Here is a 23153-nt window from a genome sequence, read left to right on the forward strand (position 1 = left end):
TGGGGCGCTTTTCGTGTTTCACTGGTTAAAAATCGACGCTGAGCTTGGCCTTGATATTTCGCTCATCGCCATACCAACAGTTCAACTCATCAAAACAGCTATATGTACTCTTATCGAACAAGTTCGTTGCAGATAGCGACACTTTCGCTCCCGAAAGCGACGAGGAAAGCTGCGATAAGTCATAGCGAATCGCGGTGTCAAACACCGTATAATCCGGCACGATAAAGGTATTGTTGGCGTTACCCTGTGACTCACCGACATAACGCACACCAACACTAATTCGTGTCCCCGCACTGACTTGATGATTCAACCAGGCACTGGCAGTTTGCTCTGGCACCCAAACAGGCGTTTTTCCCTCAAGATTAGGGTCGTCCGTAATTTCCATATCCATGTAGCCGTAAGTCAGTGACACGTCTGTGTCCACACTCAGCGCGTGATCGAGAGAGACTTCTATCCCACGAGATCGAATTTCACCGGTTTGAATTTTCGCATAGGAGTCGTTGGGATCATTGACCAAGGCATCCTGTTTTTTGAGCTCAAACAGCGCCAAATTGAATCCCGTCGTGCCATCTAGTGAAAGATATTTAAGCCCCGCTTCCCATTGTTTTCCCGTGGATGGGTCAAATACGTTACCGCGATTATCCATATCCGTGGGTTCAAAACTTTCTGAGTAGCTGAGATAAGGCGATATACCGTTGTTGAATTGATACATTGCCCCAGCACGAAATGCTAAATTGTAGTGGCGAATCGTTTTATCTGAACCACTGGGTGTCCCCGCATACAGGGTACGTTGATCGTCTTTTAACTCATATTCATCGTACCGCGCACCGGCAAGTAAAACCCATTGTTTCCAAAGGATTTGATCCTGAGCATAGATGCCTGTCTGCGCTACCTCGATATCGTGCTGATCTTGATAAACAAAGGTCAGGGCGCTTGGGTCAACCTGATGGTTATTGGGGTGAAAAATATCAATATCCGGCACGACACCCGCTAACGTGTCGTCATAGCTAACATCAGAAGACATATTCTGATAGTCGAGTCCAAATAAGGTGTAATGTTGCGCTTTCCCCCAACGTAAATCTCCTGATAGCTGGGTATCGACAACCCAAGACGTCATAGATTCGTCGGTAAGATAGGCATTGCGCGGGTAGTGCTGACCATCGCTGCTCTTCTGGTGATACATGTTTTTTTGCAGTAAATCTGCATCCGTGTAGCGTGCTGTGTGAAGCACTGACCAATCGGCAGAAAGCTGATGCTGCACCTTGTATCCGAGCATCAAGAATTCTCGATCGTAGGTGTTCCAATTATTATCACCGGAGAAACTGTCGCTCGATAAACGGCCTTTGTCACTGTGCAATACCGAGCCTTTAGCGGGTAATGAAGTATAAATCCCCGCCGCCGGATCCGCTTGGTAATAAAGGTTAACGTTCACCAAGGTATCTGGCGACACCCGCCAATCTAACGATGGGGCAACCACATACCGCTCTTCTTCCGAGTCACCCGCCTGACCGTCTTTTTGCCGAGCCAGTGCCACCATTCGATAAGCCAGTGAGGTATCTGATATTGCCCCCGTACTGTCGACCGACACTTCACGCAACGCGTCCGAATCGGTACTCACCGCCACGCGATGTGCAGCTTGCTGTTGCGGCGTTTTGGCGATCATATTCACCATGCCACCCGGTGGAATATTCCCGTATAACACCGATGTCGGCCCTTTAAAAACTTCGACTTGTTCGATGGCAATCGGATCGATTTGCGGCTGCAAATTCCACGTGTTGTATGGCACTGCGAGACCATCAAAGAAGTTTTGATAGTTAATAAAGCCCCGAATATTAAACAAATCGAGGCGCGTCACTGCCCCACCTCGCAACTCCGTATTAACGCCGGGGGTGTAGCGCACTACCTCACTTAATGAGCTGGCTTGGCGCTGCTCGATAGTGTCTCGGTCGATGACGGTAACCGCTTGAGGCGTCTCTTCTGGTGCCAGTACTGTTTTAGTGGCAGTATTTCGGTAGGTATCGCCCAGCACGTGAATGGTTTCAATATCACTCTGTTCATTCTCAGCATAGGCCAACGCACTGGTAAGTGTCCCCATGATAACAAGTGCTAACGGCGAGCGTCGCCAACCATTGGCGAATACGCGAGATGTTGGTGCCTGCATTAAAACGTCCTTCTTACAACTCAAACAACTTAAATGGAAAACGAAATCATTCGCATTGTAAGGGCAGGACTGATAAAAACTGTTCAATTTGGTGCAATGTGTGCGGTGTCGAGCGGCACCCAATAGTGCATCACAGCGTGCTTATCGGCAGGCTGATAGTGTGGAGGATAAACCTCTAACTCAACCCCGTCGGTACATGTGTAGCCAGATTGAGGCAGCCAGTGGTAGATAAAAGCCTTAAGCGTTTCCGGCAATGCACTCACCGGGCCAGTATGTGTGATCACCGCATAGGTTGTGGCAGGGATTATCCAGTGAGTAATTGCGTTGTCTTCAGGCGGATGCATTGTGACTTGACCGGCTAAATAGGGTAAAGGCTCACCCAGTGTCTCCGCTTGGGTAACGTTAATCGCGCCAATACTTTCACACTCACCGGCGTACCATAATGACTGATGGACGTGTTGCCAAAGCTCAGGCACGACATGGGTAAAGTCGGGCTGTGATGAAAATAATCCTCGAATATAGCCAAGCTGGCCTACTAGGTGCATTGGCTCTCGCGTTTGAATATGCACAGACAGCCAAGATGGTTGAGAGGTTGTCAGACTAGCAATATGCATCGGTGTGCGGATACCATCCATCACGCCGCGCTGCCGATAGTGACGCGGGGTCATACCAAAATGTTGCCGAAATGCACGCGAGAAGCTCGCCTCGGAGCCAAAGCCATACATCAACGCAATATCAATGACACGGCTTTGACCCATGACAAGCTGTTGCGCCGCTTGCCCGAGTTTTAGCTCTCGTACGTAGTGCGCAACATTGACCCCAGTTTGTTCCGAAAAAACTCGCTGCAACTGCCAACGTGACCAGCAACTTAACGCGGCTAGGTCTGCCACATTTAAGGGTTGGTCAAGGTTGGCATGAATATACGCCAACACACGTTCGATTCGGTTAAAACGTGTGGCGATGTGCTGCTCGGCCGCTTTCATCACATCCATTTACTAATAAAACGATAAGTAGCACATTATCACAAACAAGAATCGTTATCATGTAGATGGAAATAGAATGAGAGGCAATGCAGGTTGAAAAAAGGTAAAAACAGCGCATAAAAAACCCGGCAGGTGCCGGGCTTCAGGTAACGCTTTTTAAAATACCGCTTTATAAAACGTCATTTGCGGGTGCGCGGTTTACCTTTGCCACGCGGCGCGCCTGCTCGAGGGTTGCCTTGTTTAGGCTTAGGTCCACTGCCTTTCGGCCCACCAGCGGGTGCGTTACCACGACGCGCTTGGCGCGCTTTTTTCGGTTTGCTATCAGAATCAATACGTTCTTCATAGCGGCGAACAGCACGGCGAATCTTCTGGCGCGATTTTTTACGCTTCTGATCCTCTGGGGTGATCACTGTTTGCGATTCTGGTTTCATTTCAACCATTTCTCGCAAGTAGTTCACTTCTTTCAGCTCCATCTCGCGCCAGCCACCACGTGGCAAGTCTTTCTCGAGATAGATATCGCCATAACGAACACGCTTCAGACGGCTCACCGTCACCCCTTGGGTTTCCCACAAACGGCGCACCTCACGGTTGCGTCCCTCGGTGATCACCACATAGAAGGTATGATTCATGCCTTCGCCACCCGCGTAAACAACGTCCTCAAAACGCGCTACGCCGTCTTCTAGCTCAACACCAGAGACAAGATTACGCACCATGTCTTCGTTCACCTCACCAAATACACGTACCATGTATTCACGCTGCACTTGGCGGCTTGGGTGCATTAATCGGTTTGCTAATTCACCATCAGTGGTAAATAGTAGCAAGCCTGAGGTGTTTGCATCCAGACGACCGACAGCAACCCAACGGGCGTCTCTTAGCTTAGGAAGACGATCGAAGACAGTGCGGCGACCCTCTGGATCGCTACGCGTACACAATTCGCCTTCCGGTTTGTTGTATGCGAGGACTCGACACACAGACTCAGAAGGCGCACTCAGTTGAACAGGATGACCGTCTACACGCACCAGCGCACTCGGGTCATCAAGACGATCGCCAAGCTTGGCAACCACACCGTTCACACTCACACGCCCTGATTGGATATAGCTTTCCATCTCACGACGTGAACCTACGCCAGCACGCGCTAGCACCTTCTGCAATTTTTCGCTCATGTTTGTCTTACCTTACTGTCGCCTTCACAGGCGTCATCACTGTCACGGTTGGCATTAATTGGTTTGCTGACGGTTTTCGTCATCAGGAGGCGAATAATACCAAGAACCTAGGGGATAGAGAAACAGTTTCGGCTGGCTCTGACTTTTTAAAATAAAAAAACGCCCAGCAAGGCGGCTGGGCGGGAATGGAAGGTCAACATGACGCTGACACAACATCAGAACTAGCACATTGTCACAATGCAATTGCACTGTATAAGTAATTACGGCTCATGGTGACACTTGGTTCATTTTTTATTCAAATGGTTGTGGATCACCACTGCCGTGGCGGCGAATTTCTGGGTTGCCTTCACTAAAATCAACCACTGTGGTGGGGCGCTCACCCAATACGCCACCGTGCATAATCAAATCCACACTGTGTTCGAGATGATCACGAATCGCCTCAGGGTCTGATTCGGTAAAATCATTGCCCGGCAAAATCAATGACGTCGACATCAAGGGTTCGCCCAACGCCTCGAGCAAATCAAGCGCGATACGGTTATCCGGTACGCGAATACCAATGGTCTTACGCTTCGGGTTCATTAATCGGCGCGGCACTTCTTTCGTCGCCTTCAAAATGAAGGTGTAAGCACCGGGGGTGTTATTTCGAATCAAGCGAAACGCGGTATTATCCACCCGAGCGTAAAGCGATAACTCGGATAAATCACGACATAGCAACGTAAAGTTATGGTCTTTGTCGAGATCACGAATCCGGCAAATGCGTTCCAGCGCCTGTTTGTTTTCTAGTTGGCAGCCTAATGCATAGCCCGAATCGGTCGGATAAATAATAACCCCACCATTTCGGATAATCGCCACCGCTTGATTAATCAACCGCGCTTGCGGGTTCTCTGGGTGGACGTAAAAAAACTGACTCATGGTTCCTCCTGCTTTAGCTCTGCCACTTTAGGATGCTCAACCGCGATCCAGCGTTGGTGGCTAGCGCGCCGGATAATCCTTCTTATACGTCTATTGTAACGCGTCTGGCTTGTCGCTATCTAGTTGATTTACTGATTGCCATTTTTGTTCAGCCGCGTCTAACCATGTCCAATCATGCCAAACCGGCTGACTGTCTTTGGGTAGCCATAAATTGCGGCCCAGCTCTGTCCACGGAGAAGGATAATGAAAATCCGATCCCAGCGAGGCCAACAATCCATAATCTCGCGCGTAATCGGCCAGCAAACGACGCTCTTGTTGCGACTGCTGAGGAAGAGCGACTTCGATAGCATCGCCATTGGCTTCAGAAAATGCAGTCAGTAATCGTTTCAACCACTTGGCTTTGAGCTTGTATCGGCCTGGGTGAGCAAGCACCGCCTGCCCGCCGGCCTCATGGATCGCCGTAACCGCATCTGCAATCGAACACCAATTAGGCGGTGCATAGCCGGTATTTCCTCGGGTTAAAAAGCGCTTGAAACAGGCTTGCATGGTTTTCGCGTGACCCTGCTCGACCAACCAGCGTGCAAAATGGGCACGGGTCAGTGGTGCATCGCCAGCCAGTTCACGCGCACCCGCGAGCGCCCCTGTGTAATGCGAGCGCTCTAACCGCTCAGCAATCAGCTCAGCACGTTGTTGGCGTCGCTCAGCTTGCTCCACAATCAATGCGGTTAATGCCGGATGCTGGGGGTCGACATTTAATCCCACAATGTGGATATCAAAATTCTGCCACAAGGTCGAAATTTCAATGCCGTTGACCAGCGTAAGGGGCAAGTTTTGATGGTCGATTTCTGCTTGCGCTTCCACCAGCCCAGCGGTGGTGTCGTGGTCGGTAATCGCCAACACGCCCACGCGACGCTCGACAGCGCGCTGCACCAAATCTTTTGGTGATAGACGGCCGTCGGAGGCAGTGGTATGGCTATGTAAGTCAATGATCATGGTGTATCGGGTTTCCTTAATGCGCTCGCGCCCTAGCACTGTCGGTTTGTGTCTTATCAGCCTGAGGCTAAGTACGCGCCATGCGAGCTCTGTCGATGCGAATACGCCAAGTTAATCAGCGCTCGGCGGGCACGGTGAATATCTTTGTTGTTTATTATCGTGTGCTTATTCCGCACTTTTTCTGCATTCTTTTTGAATTCCCCGTTGACACAGAAGCAAAATATCAGTTTACTAGTACACAAGTTAACGCGCACCACTTCTCAGTCTCGGGGAGCAATATGGCGCTAAGGGTAACAGTCACGACGGAGTCTCGCAGCATGTATTTCAACGCCGCGTCTAGATCACATTCGATTCACACTGCACCCACTGCCGCACAGGCCGTGAGTGTGTTGGCGACATCCATGACCTCTGTTGCACTTATTTGGTGGCACGGCTCCTCACGGGCGGTGTGACGCGCTGTATAAACAGCAACCTTATTCACAACGCCCGCCACTGATGCGGGCGTTTTTGTCTCTCAGTTTTGCCATCACGCGTTATCGTGCCACTACGCATTCAGTCACGGTAACCCGCAACATAGTTGATAAGGATATTTGATGATTATTGTACTTAAACCCCAAGCCACCGAGCAGGATGCCAACGTCCTCCTCAATCAAATCGAACAATGCGGGTTAAAACCACTTTATATGCCGGGTGTAGAACGCATTGTATTGGGTGCACTGGGTGATGAACGTGTGTTGCAACAATGCCATTTTGAGGCCAACCCGCTGGTTGAGGAAGTCAAACCGATTTTAACCAAGTACAAACGCGTGAGCCGTGATGTGCAGCCGCATGACAGTGTGGTGCATATCGGCAATGTGCCTGTAGGCGGTCAACACTTCGTGGTCATGGCAGGCCCCTGCTCGGTGGAGTCGAAGTCTCAATTACTATCCGTGGCGGAGCGCGTTAAAACCCATGGTGCACGTGTATTGCGGGGCGGTGCCTTTAAACCACGCACCAGCCCTTATGATTTCCAAGGCATGGGGATTGAGGGGCTAAAGCTACTCAAACAAGCCAGTGAGCTGACTGGCATGCCAACCGTGTCAGAAGTGATGGAAATTAGCCAAGTCGACGCCGTGTGCGAGTACATTGATTGCTTGCAAATTGGCGCACGTAACATGCAAAACTATGGCTTACTCAAAGCGGTAGGCGAAACTGGCAAACCTGTCTTGTTAAAACGTGGGCTTTCCGCCACTATCGAAGAGTGTTTGCTGGCAGCGGAATATATTGTCGATGCGGGTAACCCCAATGTGATTTTATGTGAACGCGGTATTCGCACTTACGAAACCGCCACACGTAACACCTTGGATTTGAATGCCGTAGCCTTGATGAAGCAGCGTAGCCATTTGCCAGTGTTGGTCGACCCAAGCCACGGGACGGGCGTGCGAGAGCTTGTGACGCCACTATCACGCGCCGCAGCGGCCGTGGGCGCGGATGGCATCATTGTGGAGAGCCACTTAAACCCAAGCGAAGCACTGTCAGACGGTCACCAAGCCTTAACCGGCGATATGTTCGCGCAGCTAATGCAAGAACTCACCCCCTTTGTGCAAGCGGCAGGGAGAAAGCTGTGAACACTCATAATCCCCAACATGGCGAGCTCGATACGCTCCAACTCTCGGTGCCTTATGTGGCCGACCCAACCGAGTTGTATGCCGCCGTGTGCCAAGATAAGCCTTATAGCATGCTGTTGGAGTCGGCAGAGATTGACTCCAAACGCAACCTTAAAAGCCTGATGCTGATCGATGCCGCCGTGCGCATTGAATGCCGCGGGCAGCGCGTGACCTTACAAGCGCTTACCCATAATGGCAGTCATTTGCTGGAGAGCATCACCCAGAGCGCAGCGCTGAAAGCCCTCGCCTGTGAGGTAGCGCAGGCCAACGATGGAGACTTCCTCGCTTTGAAGTTGACGTTCCGCCATCCTAACGACAATGGCGCGCTGTTGGATGAAGACGCCCGTCTACGCCAAGCGTCGGTGTTTGATGCCCTGCGTGTTATCAAACAAAGTGTCGCGTTGAATAACCAACCTGACGACGCGCTCTTTATCGGAGGCCTTTTTGCCTATGATTTGGTGGCCAGCACTGAAACGCTGCCAGCGGTGGAGGGCATCGAGCACTGCCCCGACTACCTTTTTTATGTTGCAGAAAGCTTGCTGGTGATTGACCACCAGCACCGCCAAGCGCGCTTACAAGGCACCTTATTTGGGGGTGATAACGCCCGCGCCCACTATGTGGATTTATCGCGTCGTTTGCAAAGCATCAAAGAAGCCTGCTTATCGCCTGCGCCGCTTCCAAAAGCGCCCGTGATCACTGATCACAGCGTCGCGGTTTCTGTCTCTGATTCAGACTTTTGTCAGCAAGTTGACGCGTTGAAAAAGCACGTGATTGCCGGTGATGTGTTTCAAGTGGTGCCATCGCGCCGCTTTACCCTCGCATGTCCCTCGCCGCTCAATGCTTATCGAGCGTTGAAGCGTGGCAACCCTAGCCCGTATATGTTTTATCTGCGCGATAGCCAATTTAGCTTGTTTGGCGCCTCGCCAGAAAGCGCCCTTAAATATACTCAAGCGACTAATCAGGTTGAGATTTATCCCATCGCCGGTACACGCCGACGCGGAAAAATCGCCCAAGGCGACATTGACCACGACTTGGATAGCCGCATTGAGCTTGAGCTGCGCAATGATGAAAAAGAAAACGCCGAGCACATGATGCTGGTCGATTTGGCCCGCAACGATGTGGCGCGAATTAGCACACCCGGCAGCCGCCATGTTGCCGATTTGCTCAAAGTCGACCGCTATAGCCACGTCATGCATTTAGTTTCTCGGGTGGTGGGTCAGCTAAAACCCGATCTAGACGCGCTGCATGCGTACCAAGCCTGTATGAATATGGGTACGCTCACCGGTGCGCCCAAGCTTCGCGCGATGCAGCTTATCCGTGACACCGAACAGTGCCGTCGTGGCAGTTATGGCGGGGCCGTGGGCTATTTTACTGGATCAGGCGAGATGGATACCTGCATTGTGATCCGCTCTGCCTACGTTGAAAACGGCCTTGCCACCGTGCAAGCCGGTGCAGGCGTGGTGTTTGATTCTGACCCACAAGCCGAAGCGGACGAAACCCGCGGCAAAGCTCAAGCGGTGATCCATGCGATTCAAACCGCCCACCAAGGAGGCCAATCATGAGTACCCCGCAAGTGGACATCGTGCTGCTCGATAACATGGACTCCTTTACCTACAACTTGGTGGATCAATTTCGCGCACTGGGTTACCCGGTCACGGTGTTCCGCAATCATTTAGAGGCCGAGGCGATTGTTCGTCATATTCGCTCCCTGCCCCAGCCGCTGCTAGTGCTCTCGCCCGGCCCAGGTGCGCCTTCCGATGCCGGCTGTATGCCCGCGTTGATTGAAAGGCTGCGCGGCCAAGTGCCGATGCTAGGGATTTGCCTGGGTCAGCAAGCGATCGTCGAAGCGTACGGCGGCACAGTCGCCGGAGCTGGCACCATCATGCACGGCAAAGCCTCAGCCATGCACCACCAGCAACATGCGGTATTTGGCCCATTGGCATCCCCACTCACCGTGGCCCGTTACCACTCGCTGGTGGCCACTGAGGTACCTGCAAGCTTGGATGTCATCGCCACGACCTTGGATGGCGACGATCAGAAAGTAATGGCCGTGGTGAGCAATACCGACTACGTGGTCGGTTATCAATTCCACCCAGAATCTATTTTGACCGCACAAGGTGCTGCCCTGCTCACCCATACCATCGATTGGGCCAGTGGCTATTATCAGCGCTAACAACATTAGCGCTTACAACAACACGTGCCAGATAAGCACGGAGCTCGAACAGACAAATACCGAGGTTAAGTACAGTGATGGATCAACTACTAGAGACGCTCTACCAACAACAGTCACTCAGCCAAGTGCAAAGCGAGCAGCTGTTTAGTGCGATCATTCAGGGCGAACTCGAGCCAGCGCGATTAGCGGCCGCATTAACCGCATTAAAGATTAAAGGGGAAACGCCTGAAGAAATCGCAGGGGCAGCAAAAGCACTGACTGACAACGCCGAACCTTTCCCCCGCCCCAGTTATCCGTTTGCCGATATCGTTGGCACGGGAGGCGATGGCGCGAACACCATTAATATTTCAACCACGGCCGCCTTTGTCGCCGCCGCCTGTGGCGTGAAAGTGGCCAAACACGGTAACCGCGGGGTGTCGAGCAAATCGGGCTCATCGGATTTACTCGCTGCCTTTGGCATTGATTTGGCGATGCCTGCCGACCACGCCCGCGAGGCCTTGGATAATCTGGGCGTTTGCTTTTTATTCGCCCCGCAATACCACACCGGCGTACGACACGCGATGCCCGTGCGCCAAGCAATGAAAACACGCACCATCTTTAATCTGCTTGGGCCGTTAATTAACCCAGCGAAACCTAGCATCGAGCTGATGGGCGTGTACGACCAAGCCCTAGTTGCGCCGATTGCACAAACCATGCAAAACCTCAACATGACGCGCGCAGCCGTGGTTCATGGTGACGGTCTGGATGAAGTAGCTATCCACGGCCCCACAACGGTGGCAGAAATCACCCCGACCCACATTGAGCATTACACCCTAACCCCCAGCGACTTTGGTGTACCCGAATACCCGCTGGACAGCATTGCTGGGGGCACACCGGAGCAAAACCGCGCGATGATCAGCGCGATTTTGCAAGGTAAAGGCACAGACGCCCAGCAAGCGGCGGTGGCTGCCAATGTGGCACTATTGCTACGCTTATTCGGACAAGAAGACTTGAAAGCAAACACACAACAGGCCTTGGACGTGATGGCGTCGGGCAAGCCTTACACCATCATGCAAGCGTTAGCACAAAGGAGCGCAGTATGACCACCTCAGCCCTCAACGACACCATTTTAGGCCGCATTGTCGATGACAAAAAACGCTGGGTAGCCGCGCGCAAAAGTGCTCAGCCGCTGGATAGCTTTATCGACCAACTGACGCTCAGTGATCGCGATTTTCGTGCTGCACTGGCCGCGCCGGGGTCACAGTTTATCTTGGAGTGCAAAAAAGCCTCGCCTTCAAAAGGGTTGATCCGAGAAGACTTCGATCCAGCCAGTATCGCCCGTGCTTACCAACCCTTTGCCGCGGCCATTTCAGTCCTGACGGACGAGGACCACTTTCAGGGCAGTTTTGACTTCTTACCGATCGTGCGCGCACAAGTCGATGCGCCTGTGCTTTGTAAAGATTTTATTATCGACCCGTATCAGGTTTACCTCGCACGTCATTATCAAGCCGATGCAATCTTATTGATGCTGTCGGTACTCGACGACGCCGAATACCGCGAGCTGGCCGATTTAGCCGAGTCGCTAAAGCTGGGCGTGCTTACCGAAGTGAGCACCGAAGACGAGCTCGCGCGTGCCAATGCCCTAGGAGCGGTGGTGATTGGGATTAATAACCGGAATTTGCGCGATTTAAGCATCGATCGCGATCGCACCAAACGCTTAGCACCACAAGTGGGCGAAAAAGCGATCGTGATTTCAGAAAGTGGCATTCATAGCCACCGTCATGTGCGCGATCTTGCCCGCCATGCGGATGGCTTTTTGATTGGCAGTGCATTAATGGCAGAACCCGATCTGACCCTCGCGCTACGTAAAGTGATCTTAGGAGAGAATAAAGTCTGCGGGCTCACCACCGCCGACGATGCCCTCGCCGCCTATAACGCTGGCGCGGTCTACGGTGGACTCATTTTTGTTGAGCACTCACCGCGTGCTGTCACACCCGCCGTGGCCGAGCGCGTCCAGCAAGGCGCGCCGCTTCGCTATGTGGGCGTGTTCCAAAATCATGCGCTAGACACCGTGGCTGAGTACGCACAACAGCTCAGCCTTCACGCGGTGCAACTGCATGGGGATGAAGATGCAGCGTATCTACAAGCATTGCGTGAGAAGCTCCCTGAGCACTGTGAAATTTGGAAAGCGCACGGTGTCTCTGATGTCGCACCGGCTTTAGACGGCGTGAATGCTGACCGTCACCTCATCGACAGCCGAGTCGGCCAACAATCTGGCGGCACGGGTAAAACCTTTGATTGGCACCTGATCCCTAAAACTGCCAAAGACAAAGTCATGATTGCCGGCGGGCTCACCCCTGAGAATGCCGCCAAAGCGGCCGAACAAGGCTGCCTTGGGCTGGATTTTAACTCCGGTGTCGAGCATGCGCCCGGGGTGAAAGATGCCAACAAGTTAAACGCGGCGTTCCGCGCCCTTCGCCGCTATTAATTTTTCGAGATAGTTGATTTTCCGAGATGGTTGATTTCCCGAGATAATTTAGCTGAGAGGATAGATGTCGCCAAGACAGTCAACGTATCTCGGCCCCAGTTAAAGACGTAAAAGGATAATTATGAGCAAGCTTAACCCGTATTTTGGCGAATTTGGTGGTCAGTACGTGCCCCAAATTCTGGTGCCTGCGCTTGATCAGCTCGAACAGGCGTTTATTGATGCCCAAGACGACCCGAACTTTAAAGATGATTTTATCCGCCTGCTGCAAGAGTATGCCGGACGACCCACCGCGTTGACGCTTTGTCGTAACCTCACCAAGGGGACGAACACCAAGCTGTATCTTAAGCGCGAGGACTTGCTGCACGGCGGGGCGCACAAGACCAACCAAGTACTGGGTCAAGCGATGCTTGCCCAGCGTATGGGCAAATCAGAGATCATTGCCGAAACCGGGGCCGGCCAACACGGTGTGGCGACCGCACTGGCGTGTGCGCTATTGGGGCTAAAGTGTCGTATCTACATGGGGGCCAAAGACGTTGAGCGCCAAAGCCCCAATGTGTTTCGGATGAAGCTGATGGGTGCCACTGTGATCCCAGTACATGCGGGCTCTGCGACGTTAAAGGATGCGTGTAACGAAGCGATGCGCGACTGGTCAGCCAACTATGATACCGCCCACTATTTGCTCGGCACTGCGGCGGGCCCGCACCCCTTCCCGACCATTGTGCGCGAGTTTCAACGCATTATTGGTGAGGAAACCCGCGCGCAAATTCAGCAAGTAGAAGGCCGCTTGCCGGATGCGGTAATCGCCTGTGTGGGTGGCGGCTCAAACGCGATTGGCATGTTTGCTGACTTTATCGATGACAAAGATGTGCGTTTAATTGGCGTTGAGCCCGCGGGCAAAGGACTCGATACCGATCAACACGGCGCGCCCTTAAAGCACGGCAAACCCGGTATTTTCTTCGGTATGAAATCCCCATTGATGCAAGATGAATATGGCCAGGTCGAAGAGTCGTATTCTGTATCAGCCGGATTGGACTTCCCGTCGGTGGGGCCACAGCATGCGCACCTTAACGCCATTGGTCGTGCCGAATACCCGGCAGTCACTGACGATGAGGCCTTAGAAGCGTTTCAATCGCTTGCGCGCAACGAAGGCATTATTCCCGCGTTAGAATCTGCCCATGCACTGGCTCAGGCGCAAAAAATGATTGCCGCTGATCCTGAAAAAGAGCAGCTTTTGGTGGTCAACCTATCCGGACGTGGTGATAAAGATATCTTCACTGTATATGACATTTTAGAAGGCAAAGGAGAGCTGTCATGACGGCACCATCAACTCGATATCAAGCGATGTTCGCAAACCTGGATGCCAAACAGCAAGGTGCCTTTGTTCCTTTTGTCACCTTGGGGGATCCAAACCCAGAACAGTCACTCGCCGTGGTCGATGCCTTGGTTGAAGGCGGCGCCGACGCGCTGGAACTCGGTATGCCGTTTTCCGACCCATTGGCTGATGGGCCGACCATTCAAGACGCAACCTTACGCGCGCGGGCCGCTGGCACCACGCCCGATACCTGTTTCGACATGTTGGCAGCCATTCGCGCCAAGCATCCAACCATTCCGATTGGGTTGCTGATGTATGCCAACTTAGTCTACGCCCGCGGTATTGATACTTTTTACCGCCGGTGTGCGGATGTCGGCGTCGATTCGGTGCTTGTGGCAGATGTGCCGATTGCTGAATCTGCACCATTTCGTGAACAAGCCTTGGCGCAGGGCATTGATCCGATTTTTATTGCCCCACCTAACGCAGACGATGCAACCTTAGCTCAAGTGGCGGAGCTGGGCCGTGGCTATACTTATTTGGTGTCGCGCGCCGGCGTCACAGGGGCAGAGGCTAAGGCTGGCGCACCGGTTGAACACCTGCTCGGCAACTTACATCATCATGAGGCACCGCGCCCGCTGCTTGGCTTTGGCATCTCAACCCCTGAGCAAGTCAAAGCAGCGATCAGCGCCGGGGCGGCAGGCGCCATCTCTGGCTCGGCGGTGGTGAAAATCATCGAGCAACATCAACATGATGTGCCCGCGATGCTGGCGGCATTAACGGACTTCGTCAAAACCATGAAAGCGGCGACAGCACGCCAATAATATCAAGCTAGATAACACTAAGCGTTGGGCGATGTCTGTTCAGCATCGCCTTGCGAACGGCCACTTACCCAAGGTGTGGCTTCATCAAACCGCGATTCCTCACGACTGTGTCGTTTTCCATTGGGAGGCTGCATAGTGTCATGATACACGCGATATTGGTTCTTCCCTGCCCGCTTTGCCGCATACATTGCCGTGTCCGCATGAGTCAGTAAACGCTCCCCGCTCAGTTTGTCCTTTCCATGCGCGATACCCACGCTGGCCGACACTTGGCAGAGGTATGTGTCAATTGGGATTGGTTGATGCGCCACGTCGATAAGAACACGCGCAAGCAATCTCGACTCATCGTCGCGCTGATAAGGCATCACCACTGCAAATTCGTCACCACCTAACCGCGCAATGACCGCATGCGGCGGGAGTGCCATCGCTAGCTTTTCTGCCAACGCAGACAGAAAAAGATCGCCCACATCATGGCCAAAGTTATCATTAATCGCCTTAAAGCCATCAAGGTCAATCACCAACATCGCCATACTATGAGTGTTGAATACATAGCGACCGTTTAACGTATCAAACAGCCAATGGCGATTATGCAATCCTGTAAGTTGGTCTTCACGCGCTAAGCGATAATAGCGTTTGGCATCCAATGCAAGCAGCATCAATACTGTCGCGCCCACGGCTATCATCCCTAACGTCATCACGGTGGTCAGTTGTCCGAGCTGGTTAAGTAACCGCGTATGCTCGCGATAACCATGACCCGGCATGGCTAACGATTGCTGAAAAAAGCCATCGAGTAATTGACGCTGCTGGCGATAATGCGCAATCAGCTGGCTCATGCCCTGACTAGAAAAGCGCAAGGCATAGAAGCGGCTTTCATACGCTTTAAGATCAGCGAACAGGGTTTTTAGTAGCGCCGTCGGATGCCCTTGTTCCGCATCACCACGGTTCGCCATCGTGATCGCAACCGGAAAGCGGCTCCATAAGATCTCGTGCTGAATCGCCAACTGATCAAAGCTGCTCTTTCCTCCTTGGTAGCGTTCCAGCAAGGTAATCAGCGCATCGTACTCTTTGGACAAGCTGAGCATATACCACACCAACTTGCTTTGGCCGTTGGTTAGGCGCTCAGATAACGCGGTGATCTTATTGGTGGTTAACACCACACCGATTGCCATAATCGCAATACATACCACTAAAATAGTGCGTTTAATCGGCATCACCTTCAGTTGGGCATTTCTCATCATTCGTCACTCCTTAGGGCTGGCACGCTATGTCAGTCAGCTGCCACACCATTGCCGAATAAAATCGGTCATTCTGAATGGCCGGATATTGGTCGAGAGGAAACACTAACCAAAGTGGACCAAGTGTTCTGAGTGTCATCGCTTGCCCGTTGCGTTTCATCGCAATCACTGGCTGATAACGTGCCACCATGTCTGCACTGAGCATCGCTTGGTATCGATTCATCGCGCTCAGTTTTAAGTCAGCACATTCCCCCATTCCCGCAGCGTCCAAAACGTTTGATAGCGCCACACCCTCAAAACGTTGCTCACCTTGGGTAAATGGGGTTTGAGTGATGATTTGTGCCGAAGGTAAGGCCTCGAGCGCCTGTCGATTGAATCGCACACTGTGCTCTGGAGTAACACTGACGGTGAGATTGATCGGCACGCGCAAGGCGGCAACGGCGCTGAAGGTAATCAAAACGCCAATCACCACCATCGCGACATTGGGGGCTTGAACGAAACCACGCAGCAATATAATGGGTGCTGCAAGAAAGGCTGTGCGAGGTTTTTCTTTCATTTTTCACCAGTTACATCACAACGACAACCGGAGACTTGTCGGTCAGCAGCAAGGGGCTTGAGGCTGGCCTCACAAATGTAAGTCACGTGTCTGTATTACGTCACAGATGTGACGCTGTTGGGACTAGTGTGCTTGAAAGGGGTTAACGATTTATAGTGTTTGAGCCAGCATTTATTAACAAATCTCACAATTGAGATAAACTCGCAGCACAAAAAAAGTCAGGGGCTAGAAAGCAGACGGGGACAATGGGCTATAAACAAAAAAGCCTGCCGATACTCTGTGTACCGACAGGCAAACAACGCTGGTTAGCTAAGATCGCGCATTAATATTTCAAGCTCTTCCTGAGCCTGATCAATCAAGGACGCCAGCTCGTTTGCATCATCATGATGCATTGGCAGTGCCCAATTTTCTCGTCTTCCCGGCTCGACATGCTCTGCGACCAGCTGGGTGATTTTTCCCTTACGCTCAAACTTCACCTCATCAAATTCCGCGAGGTGCGGTTTTTTCTCGTTGGCAATCTGAATCAACACATTGCCATTTGGCACAACCCGCACGTGCGCCTTTCGCGCGGGCGTGGTGTTCAATGTATAACTGCGTGAACGGATAGACATGTCTACCTCCTGTCACTCGATATGGGGCATTAGTAAGTGTAGTAACTCTGCCCTCAAACGGCAGCGAAAGGCGCCGGATTTTTAGGATATAAGGGAATAAATGGTTGCCAATTGTGAGGCACTTAATAATCTTAATGCTGACAAGCGATTAGGATAACGCCCCCTATACGGTATGGCATAACCAACCGCACTGTATGCATGTTCAATCAAGTTCGCGCGCTGGTCATAACAACGGACTGAACATATAGAAAAACTGTTCAATCGGCTTGTGATAAACCGGTCGTTGTTGCCACGTTTTGGGTTCCACACGCAAAGATTGGCTGAGATAGCGCTGGTGTAGCGCGTTCACGCTGGCACAAAAATCGGGATCATCGACCGTGAGCGTTAACTCAAAGTTCAACCATAAGCTGCGCATGTCGAGGTTTACGGTGCCAATCAAACAGTACTTTTCATCAACCAACACAGATTTGGTGTGCAGTAAGCCACCGCCAAAACGGTAGATCTCAATACCTGACGCCATTAAATCGGCAAAGAAGGACCGACTGGCCCACTCAACCATTAAGGAATCGTTTTTTTCCGGCACAATCACTGTCACTTTCACGCCTCGTTGCGCTGCCGTTTGTAAGCTAAACAGTAGCCCTTCACTCGGCACCAAATAGGGCGTGGTAATGGTAATGCTGTCATGGGCTTGGTGGATAGCCAAGGTTAACACCTGTTGGATCATACCATCCGGCAAACCCGGTCCTGATGGAATGGCTTGCACAGCGTGATTGGCATGCTGGTGATCTTCAATAAGTGAGCATTCGGGTTGTGCGGGTAAATTTCGCAGTCCCGTTTCTACTTCCCAATCCCAAGAAAAAATGCTGCTGAGCACAGGAACGGTGGGGCCGGTAACACGTACCATCACGTCTACCCATTGACCCACGCCCGCATTTTGCTTAAAAAAGCGCGGATCGACCATGTTCATCGAGCCCGTGTATGCCAGATGATTATCGATGATCACCACCTTGCGGTGCTGGCGAATATCAAGGCGGCGGAAGAACATCCGAAACGGGTTGACGGCCAGAGCTTCAATCAACTCTATCCCCGCTTCTCGCATCACACTCGGCCATTTGCTGCGGAAAAACGTCTTACTTCCCGCAGAATCAAGCATGATACGAACCGGAATGCCTCGCTTCGCGGTATCACACGCGGCTTGCGCAACCTCATCGGCATGGCCGCCAGGATGCCAAATATAAAACACCATGTTTACGCTTTGCGTGGCGTGACGGATATCAAAGGCAATGGATTTGAGGATATCTGCCGGATCGGTCTGCAAGTGGAGTTGGTTGCCTGTTAATTCAGGGACACCAATCCGCGCTTGGCATAATTGGTTAACATGATGAGATTGCTCGCGCACGTGCTGAGGACGATGCGCCGGACACGCCTGTAAGCTGAGCAACCATTGCCGATACGGTTCAAACATCGCTTTGGCACGTACCGCACGCGTCTTCCCGAGATTGAGCTCGCCGAATAGCAGGTAGGCGATGACACCGACAATCGGCAGGATGTAAATAATCATCAACCATGCGATCGACACCCCGAGCGCACGACGCTTAAAGACCACACGAATAGTGACCGCCGCGATCGTTAGCCAATACGCGAGTAACAAAATAAGAGTCAGGATCTCGTAGACTTTTTCCATGCTTGTTTGCGCACACCTTATTGTTGGAATCGACAGGTTATCAACCACATGGTCTTCCCCTATTCTGCCTAGCTTGCCACTGGGTGCAAGCAGTGTTTTGTCTAGATTTATGACAACACAAGTCATCAAAAGTGAAGTGGCCCACAGTAGAAATGTCATAGATGAATAACCGACACATAAATACGTGACGCACCATCACCTTGTTAACATTGTGTTAAACCAATAATTGCGACAGAGAAAGCCACTGTGGTACTGACTATAGACAGTGAATCGCACTCGCTATCGGTGAATAAGTAAGCAGACGCGGAAAGAATATCGGGAAGTTGGCTCGTTTGGGGGTATTACATACGGCAAGATCTTCAAATTTTACGCATAAACTGTTTTACTTACGAGCCTTAGAGGAACGAATCACTAGCTTCACTCTGTAATTATAACTTTACACACCATAAGGTGTCGCTCACGCATCAGCGATGGGCATTATGAGCAGTATCAATCATCTATACCCAAGCAGCTGGACGCACTCGCGTAGAGTCAGACGGGTATGTCGCATAAACTGACGAGTAGATATGGCAAACACACAACGCGCACAATTTTCATCCCGATTAGGGTTTATCTTGGCGGCAGCCGGCTCAGCGATTGGGCTGGGCAATATTTGGGGGTTCCCGACTCAAACAGCTTCAAACGGCGGCGCTGTTTTTCTGTTCATTTATTTGATCATGGTTTTTGTCCTAGCGTATCCCCTTTTAATAGCCGAACTCACTATTGGACGCTACGGCAATGCTAACCCAGTTCGGTCTTTATCCTCAGTGGCAGGTGGGCAAAAGTGGTTGGGCCGCTTGCTCGGCTTAGTCGGTATGCTCGGAGCAACTGGTATCCTTAGCTTCTATGCCATTGTCGCCGGTTGGCTGGTCGGCTTTATGGTGTCACCACTGCTCACCGCGCTGGGCTTTGTTAATGCGGCGAACTGGTTAGAGTCATTCAGCGAAACCCGTAACCTCGCCCTCATGCTGTGCTTTATGGTACCGACCATTTTGGTGGTTCGTAACGGCATTGCTAACGGGATCGAGCGTTGGTCGTCTCGCTTAATGCCAGTACTGTTTTTACTCTTCGTAGTGATGGTGGTGTACATCTTGTTCCAACCTGGCGCGATTGAGGGATTAAAAATGTACCTGATCCCCGATCCTTCTCACCTCTCGCCAAGTCTGGTGGTAAGTGCAATGGGGCAGGCTTTCTTCTCGCTCTCCCTCGGTGTGTGCGTAATGATGGTCTATGGCTCTTACTTATCAAAGTCAGCCAGTATTCCCAAAACTGCCGCCCAAGTGGCACTGCTCGATACCGGTATCGCCTTTATTGCCGGACTATTGATTATGCCAGCGATGTTCGTTGCTCAGCATAACGGAGTGGCGATTTACAGTGAAAGCGGGGATCTACTCAGCAGCGATACGCTGGTGTTCAGCGTCTTGCCTGCCATGTTCGATACCATGGGCAGTGCTGGCTTATTTATCGGCTTCGCTTTCTTCTTACTGATGGTCATTGCGGCTCTCACATCGGCCATTTCAATGCTTGAAGTGCCCGTAGCTTGTGCAACCGAAGAACTGCGTCAGTCTCGCGAGAAAGCCGTTTGGTGGATTGGTGGTTTGATCACCCTAGCCTCTGCCACCATTGTGTATAACTTTGGCGAACTGTTCGGCTTGGTGGTTACCGTGACGACCGAATACGCACAGCCTATTCTCGGCCTGCTATTTGCCTTGGTCGCCGGTTGGTTGTGGCACCGTAATGAAATCTTGAAAGAGCTGGTGCAAGGTAGCCCTGAACTTGGCGAAACCTGGTTTTGGAAGATCTGGCCGGGTTATGTGCGGGTGATTTGCCCTATCTTAATGATCTTGGTCTTCGGTTGGGACTGGATCTAACCGCACACCGCTCAGTACATGACGTGTTATGTGCTGAGCGGTATCTTCTCTTCCCCCTTTTCAAGCCATTTCGTATTTCCTCCCCTCGCCGCAATTGGTTACACTGCCAATACATCTATTCAATCCGCCTAAAAGGCATCGTATCGTTTTATGAAACAACTGATTGATTTTATTCCACTCATTATCTTCTTCGCACTGTATAAGTTTTACGATATTTATGTCGCCACAGGCGCATTGATCATCGCGACCCTAATCCAAGTCGCCTTAGTGTGGGCGCTTTATAGAAAAGTGGAGAAAATGCAGATTGTCACTGCAGCTTTAGTGGCGGTGTTTGGGGGAATGACACTCTTCTTCCATGACGACAACTTCATTAAATGGAAAGTGACCATCGTCTACGTGTTGTTTGCGGTGGGCTTGGTAGCCTCTGAGCTGATGGGTAAACCCTTAATCAAAAGCATGCTCAGCAAAGAGCTGGACTTACCCGATCGCGTATGGCGCACCATTAACTGGGCGTGGGTGAGTTTTTTCTCGGTATTAGCCGGGGTCAATATTTACGTCGCATACAGCATGCCGCTTGATGTTTGGGTGAACTTTAAAGTGTTTGGCACCATGATCTTAACGTTCTTATATCTCATCGCGACAGGTATCTACATCTACCGCCATATGCCCAAAGAGAGCAACTCGGACCAATAAAAACTTGCCCAAATGCTGTGTCAGAGGTCACAATTCTAATCTTATCCTGAAAAAAAGGGGCCAGCCCCTTTTGAATAAGATGTGAAGAGAGCCATGTCTGACAATAAAAACAACTGCCCACGCGGCCAACTGTTGCTGCGTACACTTGCGATGCCAGCCGATACTAACGCCAATGGCGATATCTTTGGCGGCTGGATCATGTCTCAGCTCGATTTAGCCGGCGCGATCCTCGCCAAAGAAATCTCTGGCGGACGTGTCGTGACTGTCTCAGTGAACGAAATCACCTTCAAAGCGCCCGTTAGCGTGGGTGATGTAGTCTGCTGCTATGGTACATGCAGTCGCATTGGTAATACCTCGATGAGTGTCGCGCTCGAAGTATGGGTAAAACCGGTTAAGCATGACGGTGTCGGCGAACGCTACAAGGTGAGCGATGCCGTATTTAACTATGTTGCCATTGATGAAAGCGGCCGGCCGCGTCCGATCAAAAAATAACGTGTTTAATCACCAAAAAGGGCCTGTTAAATCTCAGGCCCTTTGTATATCCGCCCTATCAATAGCGTTGCTACGAGACCAACAACTGCTTTAATTGCGCGACGTGCTGCTCAAAAAGCAATTTATCCGTTTTTTTTCCACTTTTGGCGATAGCCAGCCACTGTACGCCCGTATCGTCTTGATGGTTATACTCAATACGAAGCACGTATTTTGCGCTGGTCAGCAAAGCCAACAACGCGCCTGCAACAAACCCCACGGCAGGTAAATACTCCGCGTAGGGCAGTTCACCCACTAACATAAAAAATAAAATGCTCGCGGTTAGTATCCCTAACCCTAACATCCTCAGCAGGTGATCTTTCCATGTAAGTTCTTCAACGCTGGCGTCAACAATATTGCGCATTGAATAACAATCATCATTCACACATAAATGGGTTGGCGTTTGCTTTATTACCACTGACTTTCTCATTTTTATTTCCATACTAAGATGCGTTATTGACTCACACTTTACAGGGCTCATCCGACTGCGGCGCTTATTATGTCTATTTTTGTCAACAGGGCGAGCAGGACTAAACGCAAACGTGACCCGTAACACTGAACATTTTACGCGCCCCTTGTTAACTATTTATACACGTGCTTACTACGCTTAACCCTGCTGGCAGCTTTTTCGGTCAGTGCACTGACCTCACCCATCGCCATTATTCAGTGGCGACGGTGATTTTATCCAGAGGCGTTATAAGGAGTGGTTTTGTATTGAGGGTGGTGGGCATGACGCCTCGCGCCTTCATTGTGCCATTATGCACCGTAGGCGCTAGCTGATTAATAGTGATATCGGCAAGATAGGATCGTAATAGACGTATCATCCACGGCGTAAACCAGCCGATTGGTATCATCAATACGCCGCGACCAAAAGCCGGTCAGGTTTTCTTTTAGTGCTTCGGGCTTACCTATTCCCTCGAATGGCGTTCGTTTTACATCGAGGATGAGCTTGTTGATTCGCTTGAGTGTTTTTCTATCCTGACTTTGCCAGTATACGTAGTCACGCCACGCATCATCCGTCCAGCAAAGTAAGCGACTACTCATCGTCATCGACTAACGCGTGCTCCATCGCTTTTCCCATCTTGTACTGAGTAATAGACCGATTTAGGTGCTCAGCATTGGCGGGTGAGCGCAACAGATGAACGGTTTCCATAAGGCTGTTGTAGTAGTCAAGCGACATCACCACCGCGTCTTCCGCATCACGTCGGGTAATGATAGCGGTATCAGCGTCATTAACCACCCCATCTAATACCGTTTTGAGGCTATTTCTCGCTTCAGTAAACGAAATGATTTTCATCGGATTGCTCC

The 23153-nt window shown here is 51.4% G+C and carries 22 protein-coding genes and 1 other annotated feature; of the genes, 10 read left to right on the forward strand and 12 right to left on the reverse strand.

The features are described from left to right. Nucleotides 1–25 precede the first annotated feature (25 nt). The 5 genes from E8E00_RS07985 to E8E00_RS08005 all read right to left on the reverse strand — a co-directional run bounded on the left by E8E00_RS07985 (nucleotide 26) and on the right by E8E00_RS08005 (nucleotide 6212). Entirely contained in the window at nucleotides 26–2161 is a 2136-nt protein-coding gene (locus tag E8E00_RS07985; protein ID WP_096627962.1) for a TonB-dependent siderophore receptor, read from the reverse strand. An 83-nt stretch (nucleotides 2162–2244) separates the two neighbouring features. Continuing rightward, on the reverse strand, nucleotides 2245–3144 hold the full coding sequence (locus E8E00_RS07990; RefSeq protein ID WP_240531938.1) for an AraC family transcriptional regulator: 900 nt from the start codon (nucleotides 3142–3144) through the stop codon (nucleotides 2245–2247). Nucleotides 3145–3323: 179 nt separating this feature from the next. Continuing rightward, entirely contained in the window at nucleotides 3324–4307 is a 984-nt protein-coding gene (gene rluB, locus E8E00_RS07995) for a 23S rRNA pseudouridine(2605) synthase RluB (RefSeq protein ID WP_077480182.1), read from the reverse strand. Nucleotides 4308–4598: 291 nt separating this feature from the next. After that, nucleotides 4599–5219 carry an L-threonylcarbamoyladenylate synthase gene (locus tag E8E00_RS08000; protein ID WP_096627956.1) on the reverse strand — a complete coding sequence of 207 codons (621 nt, stop codon included), beginning with the start codon at nucleotides 5217–5219 and terminating at the stop codon, nucleotides 4599–4601. Between the two features lie 90 nt (nucleotides 5220–5309). Next, a complete protein-coding gene (locus E8E00_RS08005; RefSeq protein WP_096627953.1) occupies nucleotides 5310–6212 on the reverse strand; it encodes a PHP domain-containing protein in 903 nt (300 codons plus the stop codon). Between the two features lie 416 nt (nucleotides 6213–6628). Continuing rightward, nucleotides 6629–6723, forward strand: a sequence feature (Trp leader region). Nucleotides 6724–6805: 82 nt separating this feature from the next. On the opposite strand from E8E00_RS08005, the gene aroF reads away from it, so the two are divergent. From aroF to trpA, 7 genes are all read left to right on the forward strand, one after another. Then, nucleotides 6806–7819 (forward strand): 3-deoxy-7-phosphoheptulonate synthase, encoded by a 1014-nt coding sequence (gene aroF, locus E8E00_RS08010; protein WP_096627950.1) that lies wholly within the window; start codon nucleotides 6806–6808, stop codon nucleotides 7817–7819. Next, complete coding sequence (locus E8E00_RS08015) at nucleotides 7816–9420, forward strand: anthranilate synthase component 1 (RefSeq protein ID WP_096627947.1); 1605 nt, start codon at nucleotides 7816–7818, stop codon at nucleotides 9418–9420. The genes aroF and E8E00_RS08015 overlap by 4 nt, the downstream gene beginning before the upstream one ends. Continuing rightward, entirely contained in the window at nucleotides 9417–10031 is a 615-nt protein-coding gene (locus E8E00_RS08020; protein WP_096627944.1) for an aminodeoxychorismate/anthranilate synthase component II, read from the forward strand. Before E8E00_RS08015 ends, E8E00_RS08020 begins: the two co-directional genes overlap by 4 nt. 77 nt (nucleotides 10032–10108) lie before the next feature. Then, nucleotides 10109–11113 (forward strand): anthranilate phosphoribosyltransferase, encoded by a 1005-nt coding sequence (gene trpD / locus E8E00_RS08025; protein ID WP_096627941.1) that lies wholly within the window; start codon nucleotides 10109–10111, stop codon nucleotides 11111–11113. Continuing rightward, a complete protein-coding gene (trpCF, locus tag E8E00_RS08030; RefSeq protein ID WP_096627938.1) occupies nucleotides 11110–12498 on the forward strand; it encodes a bifunctional indole-3-glycerol-phosphate synthase TrpC/phosphoribosylanthranilate isomerase TrpF in 1389 nt (462 codons plus the stop codon). The genes trpD and trpCF overlap by 4 nt, the downstream gene beginning before the upstream one ends. A 121-nt stretch (nucleotides 12499–12619) precedes the next feature. Then, entirely contained in the window at nucleotides 12620–13813 is a 1194-nt protein-coding gene (gene trpB / locus E8E00_RS08035; RefSeq protein ID WP_046073436.1) for a tryptophan synthase subunit beta, read from the forward strand. Then, nucleotides 13810–14631: a tryptophan synthase subunit alpha gene (gene trpA / locus E8E00_RS08040; protein WP_096627935.1), complete on the forward strand. Its 822-nt coding sequence runs from the start codon at nucleotides 13810–13812 to the stop codon at nucleotides 14629–14631. The genes trpB and trpA overlap by 4 nt, the downstream gene beginning before the upstream one ends. Nucleotides 14632–14648: 17 nt before the next feature. On the opposite strand, the gene E8E00_RS08045 is transcribed toward trpA, so the two are convergent. The 4 genes from E8E00_RS08045 to cls all read right to left on the reverse strand — a co-directional run bounded on the left by E8E00_RS08045 (nucleotide 14649) and on the right by cls (nucleotide 18714). Continuing rightward, nucleotides 14649–15866, reverse strand: coding sequence for a GGDEF domain-containing protein (locus E8E00_RS08045; RefSeq protein ID WP_096627933.1), 1218 nt, complete (start codon nucleotides 15864–15866; stop codon nucleotides 14649–14651). A 10-nt stretch (nucleotides 15867–15876) separates the two neighbouring features. Beyond that, nucleotides 15877–16419, reverse strand: coding sequence for a hypothetical protein (locus E8E00_RS08050; protein ID WP_096627930.1), 543 nt, complete (start codon nucleotides 16417–16419; stop codon nucleotides 15877–15879). 305 nt (nucleotides 16420–16724) lie between these two features. Beyond that, on the reverse strand, nucleotides 16725–17030 hold the full coding sequence (locus E8E00_RS08055; protein ID WP_069590104.1) for a hypothetical protein: 306 nt from the start codon (nucleotides 17028–17030) through the stop codon (nucleotides 16725–16727). Nucleotides 17031–17253: 223 nt separating this feature from the next. After that, a complete protein-coding gene (gene cls / locus E8E00_RS08060; protein ID WP_077458260.1) occupies nucleotides 17254–18714 on the reverse strand; it encodes a cardiolipin synthase in 1461 nt (486 codons plus the stop codon). A 566-nt stretch (nucleotides 18715–19280) separates the two neighbouring features. Between cls and E8E00_RS08065 the strand changes: the two genes are divergently transcribed. From E8E00_RS08065 to yciA, 3 genes are all read left to right on the forward strand, one after another. Then, the gene (locus tag E8E00_RS08065; RefSeq protein ID WP_096627928.1) at nucleotides 19281–20624 is read left to right on the forward strand and encodes a sodium-dependent transporter; all 1344 of its coding nucleotides are present in this window, start codon (nucleotides 19281–19283) and stop codon (nucleotides 20622–20624) included. A 150-nt stretch (nucleotides 20625–20774) separates the two neighbouring features. Continuing rightward, nucleotides 20775–21317: a septation protein A gene (locus E8E00_RS08070; protein WP_096627925.1), complete on the forward strand. Its 543-nt coding sequence runs from the start codon at nucleotides 20775–20777 to the stop codon at nucleotides 21315–21317. Between the two features lie 93 nt (nucleotides 21318–21410). Then, complete coding sequence (yciA, locus tag E8E00_RS08075) at nucleotides 21411–21809, forward strand: acyl-CoA thioester hydrolase YciA (RefSeq protein WP_069590096.1); 399 nt, start codon at nucleotides 21411–21413, stop codon at nucleotides 21807–21809. Nucleotides 21810–21879: 70 nt separating this feature from the next. Here the strand turns inward: yciA and E8E00_RS08080 are convergent, their stop codons facing one another. The 3 genes from E8E00_RS08080 to E8E00_RS08090 all read right to left on the reverse strand — a co-directional run bounded on the left by E8E00_RS08080 (nucleotide 21880) and on the right by E8E00_RS08090 (nucleotide 23142). Further along, the gene (locus tag E8E00_RS08080; RefSeq protein WP_136588377.1) at nucleotides 21880–22275 is read right to left on the reverse strand and encodes a DUF6232 family protein; all 396 of its coding nucleotides are present in this window, start codon (nucleotides 22273–22275) and stop codon (nucleotides 21880–21882) included. 350 nt (nucleotides 22276–22625) lie between these two features. After that, nucleotides 22626–22895, reverse strand: coding sequence for a Txe/YoeB family addiction module toxin (locus E8E00_RS08085; RefSeq protein ID WP_021024592.1), 270 nt, complete (start codon nucleotides 22893–22895; stop codon nucleotides 22626–22628). Continuing rightward, complete coding sequence (locus tag E8E00_RS08090; protein WP_096627923.1) at nucleotides 22882–23142, reverse strand: type II toxin-antitoxin system Phd/YefM family antitoxin; 261 nt, start codon at nucleotides 23140–23142, stop codon at nucleotides 22882–22884. The genes E8E00_RS08085 and E8E00_RS08090 overlap by 14 nt, the downstream gene beginning before the upstream one ends. Between the last annotated feature and the right edge of the window lie 11 nt (nucleotides 23143–23153).

It is taken from the genome of Salinivibrio sp. YCSC6, from assembly GCF_004916735.1.
Classification (GTDB): domain Bacteria; phylum Pseudomonadota; class Gammaproteobacteria; order Enterobacterales; family Vibrionaceae; genus Salinivibrio; species Salinivibrio proteolyticus.

Coding starts and splice junctions, on each gene's coding strand:
- E8E00_RS07985 (WP_096627962.1), bottom strand. CDS start 2,161: ATGCAGGCACCAACATCTCGCGTATTCGCCAATGGTTGGCGACGCTCG.
- E8E00_RS07990 (WP_240531938.1), bottom strand. CDS start 3,144: ATGAAAGCGGCCGAGCAGCACATCGCCACACGTTTTAACCGAATCGAA.
- rluB (WP_077480182.1), bottom strand. CDS start 4,307: ATGAGCGAAAAATTGCAGAAGGTGCTAGCGCGTGCTGGCGTAGGTTCA.
- E8E00_RS08000 (WP_096627956.1), bottom strand. CDS start 5,219: ATGAGTCAGTTTTTTTACGTCCACCCAGAGAACCCGCAAGCGCGGTTG.
- E8E00_RS08005 (WP_096627953.1), bottom strand. CDS start 6,212: ATGATCATTGACTTACATAGCCATACCACTGCCTCCGACGGCCGTCTA.
- aroF (WP_096627950.1), top strand. CDS start 6,806: ATGATTATTGTACTTAAACCCCAAGCCACCGAGCAGGATGCCAACGTC.
- E8E00_RS08020 (WP_096627944.1), top strand. CDS start 9,417: ATGAGTACCCCGCAAGTGGACATCGTGCTGCTCGATAACATGGACTCC.
- trpD (WP_096627941.1), top strand. CDS start 10,109: ATGGATCAACTACTAGAGACGCTCTACCAACAACAGTCACTCAGCCAA.
- trpCF (WP_096627938.1), top strand. CDS start 11,110: ATGACCACCTCAGCCCTCAACGACACCATTTTAGGCCGCATTGTCGAT.
- trpB (WP_046073436.1), top strand. CDS start 12,620: ATGAGCAAGCTTAACCCGTATTTTGGCGAATTTGGTGGTCAGTACGTG.
- trpA (WP_096627935.1), top strand. CDS start 13,810: ATGACGGCACCATCAACTCGATATCAAGCGATGTTCGCAAACCTGGAT.
- E8E00_RS08045 (WP_096627933.1), bottom strand. CDS start 15,866: ATGATGAGAAATGCCCAACTGAAGGTGATGCCGATTAAACGCACTATT.
- E8E00_RS08050 (WP_096627930.1), bottom strand. CDS start 16,419: ATGAAAGAAAAACCTCGCACAGCCTTTCTTGCAGCACCCATTATATTG.
- E8E00_RS08055 (WP_069590104.1), bottom strand. CDS start 17,030: ATGTCTATCCGTTCACGCAGTTATACATTGAACACCACGCCCGCGCGA.
- cls (WP_077458260.1), bottom strand. CDS start 18,714: ATGGAAAAAGTCTACGAGATCCTGACTCTTATTTTGTTACTCGCGTAT.
- E8E00_RS08065 (WP_096627928.1), top strand. CDS start 19,281: ATGGCAAACACACAACGCGCACAATTTTCATCCCGATTAGGGTTTATC.
- E8E00_RS08070 (WP_096627925.1), top strand. CDS start 20,775: ATGAAACAACTGATTGATTTTATTCCACTCATTATCTTCTTCGCACTG.
- yciA (WP_069590096.1), top strand. CDS start 21,411: ATGTCTGACAATAAAAACAACTGCCCACGCGGCCAACTGTTGCTGCGT.
- E8E00_RS08080 (WP_136588377.1), bottom strand. CDS start 22,275: ATGAGAAAGTCAGTGGTAATAAAGCAAACGCCAACCCATTTATGTGTG.
- E8E00_RS08085 (WP_021024592.1), bottom strand. CDS start 22,895: ATGACGATGAGTAGTCGCTTACTTTGCTGGACGGATGATGCGTGGCGT.
- E8E00_RS08090 (WP_096627923.1), bottom strand. CDS start 23,142: ATGAAAATCATTTCGTTTACTGAAGCGAGAAATAGCCTCAAAACGGTA.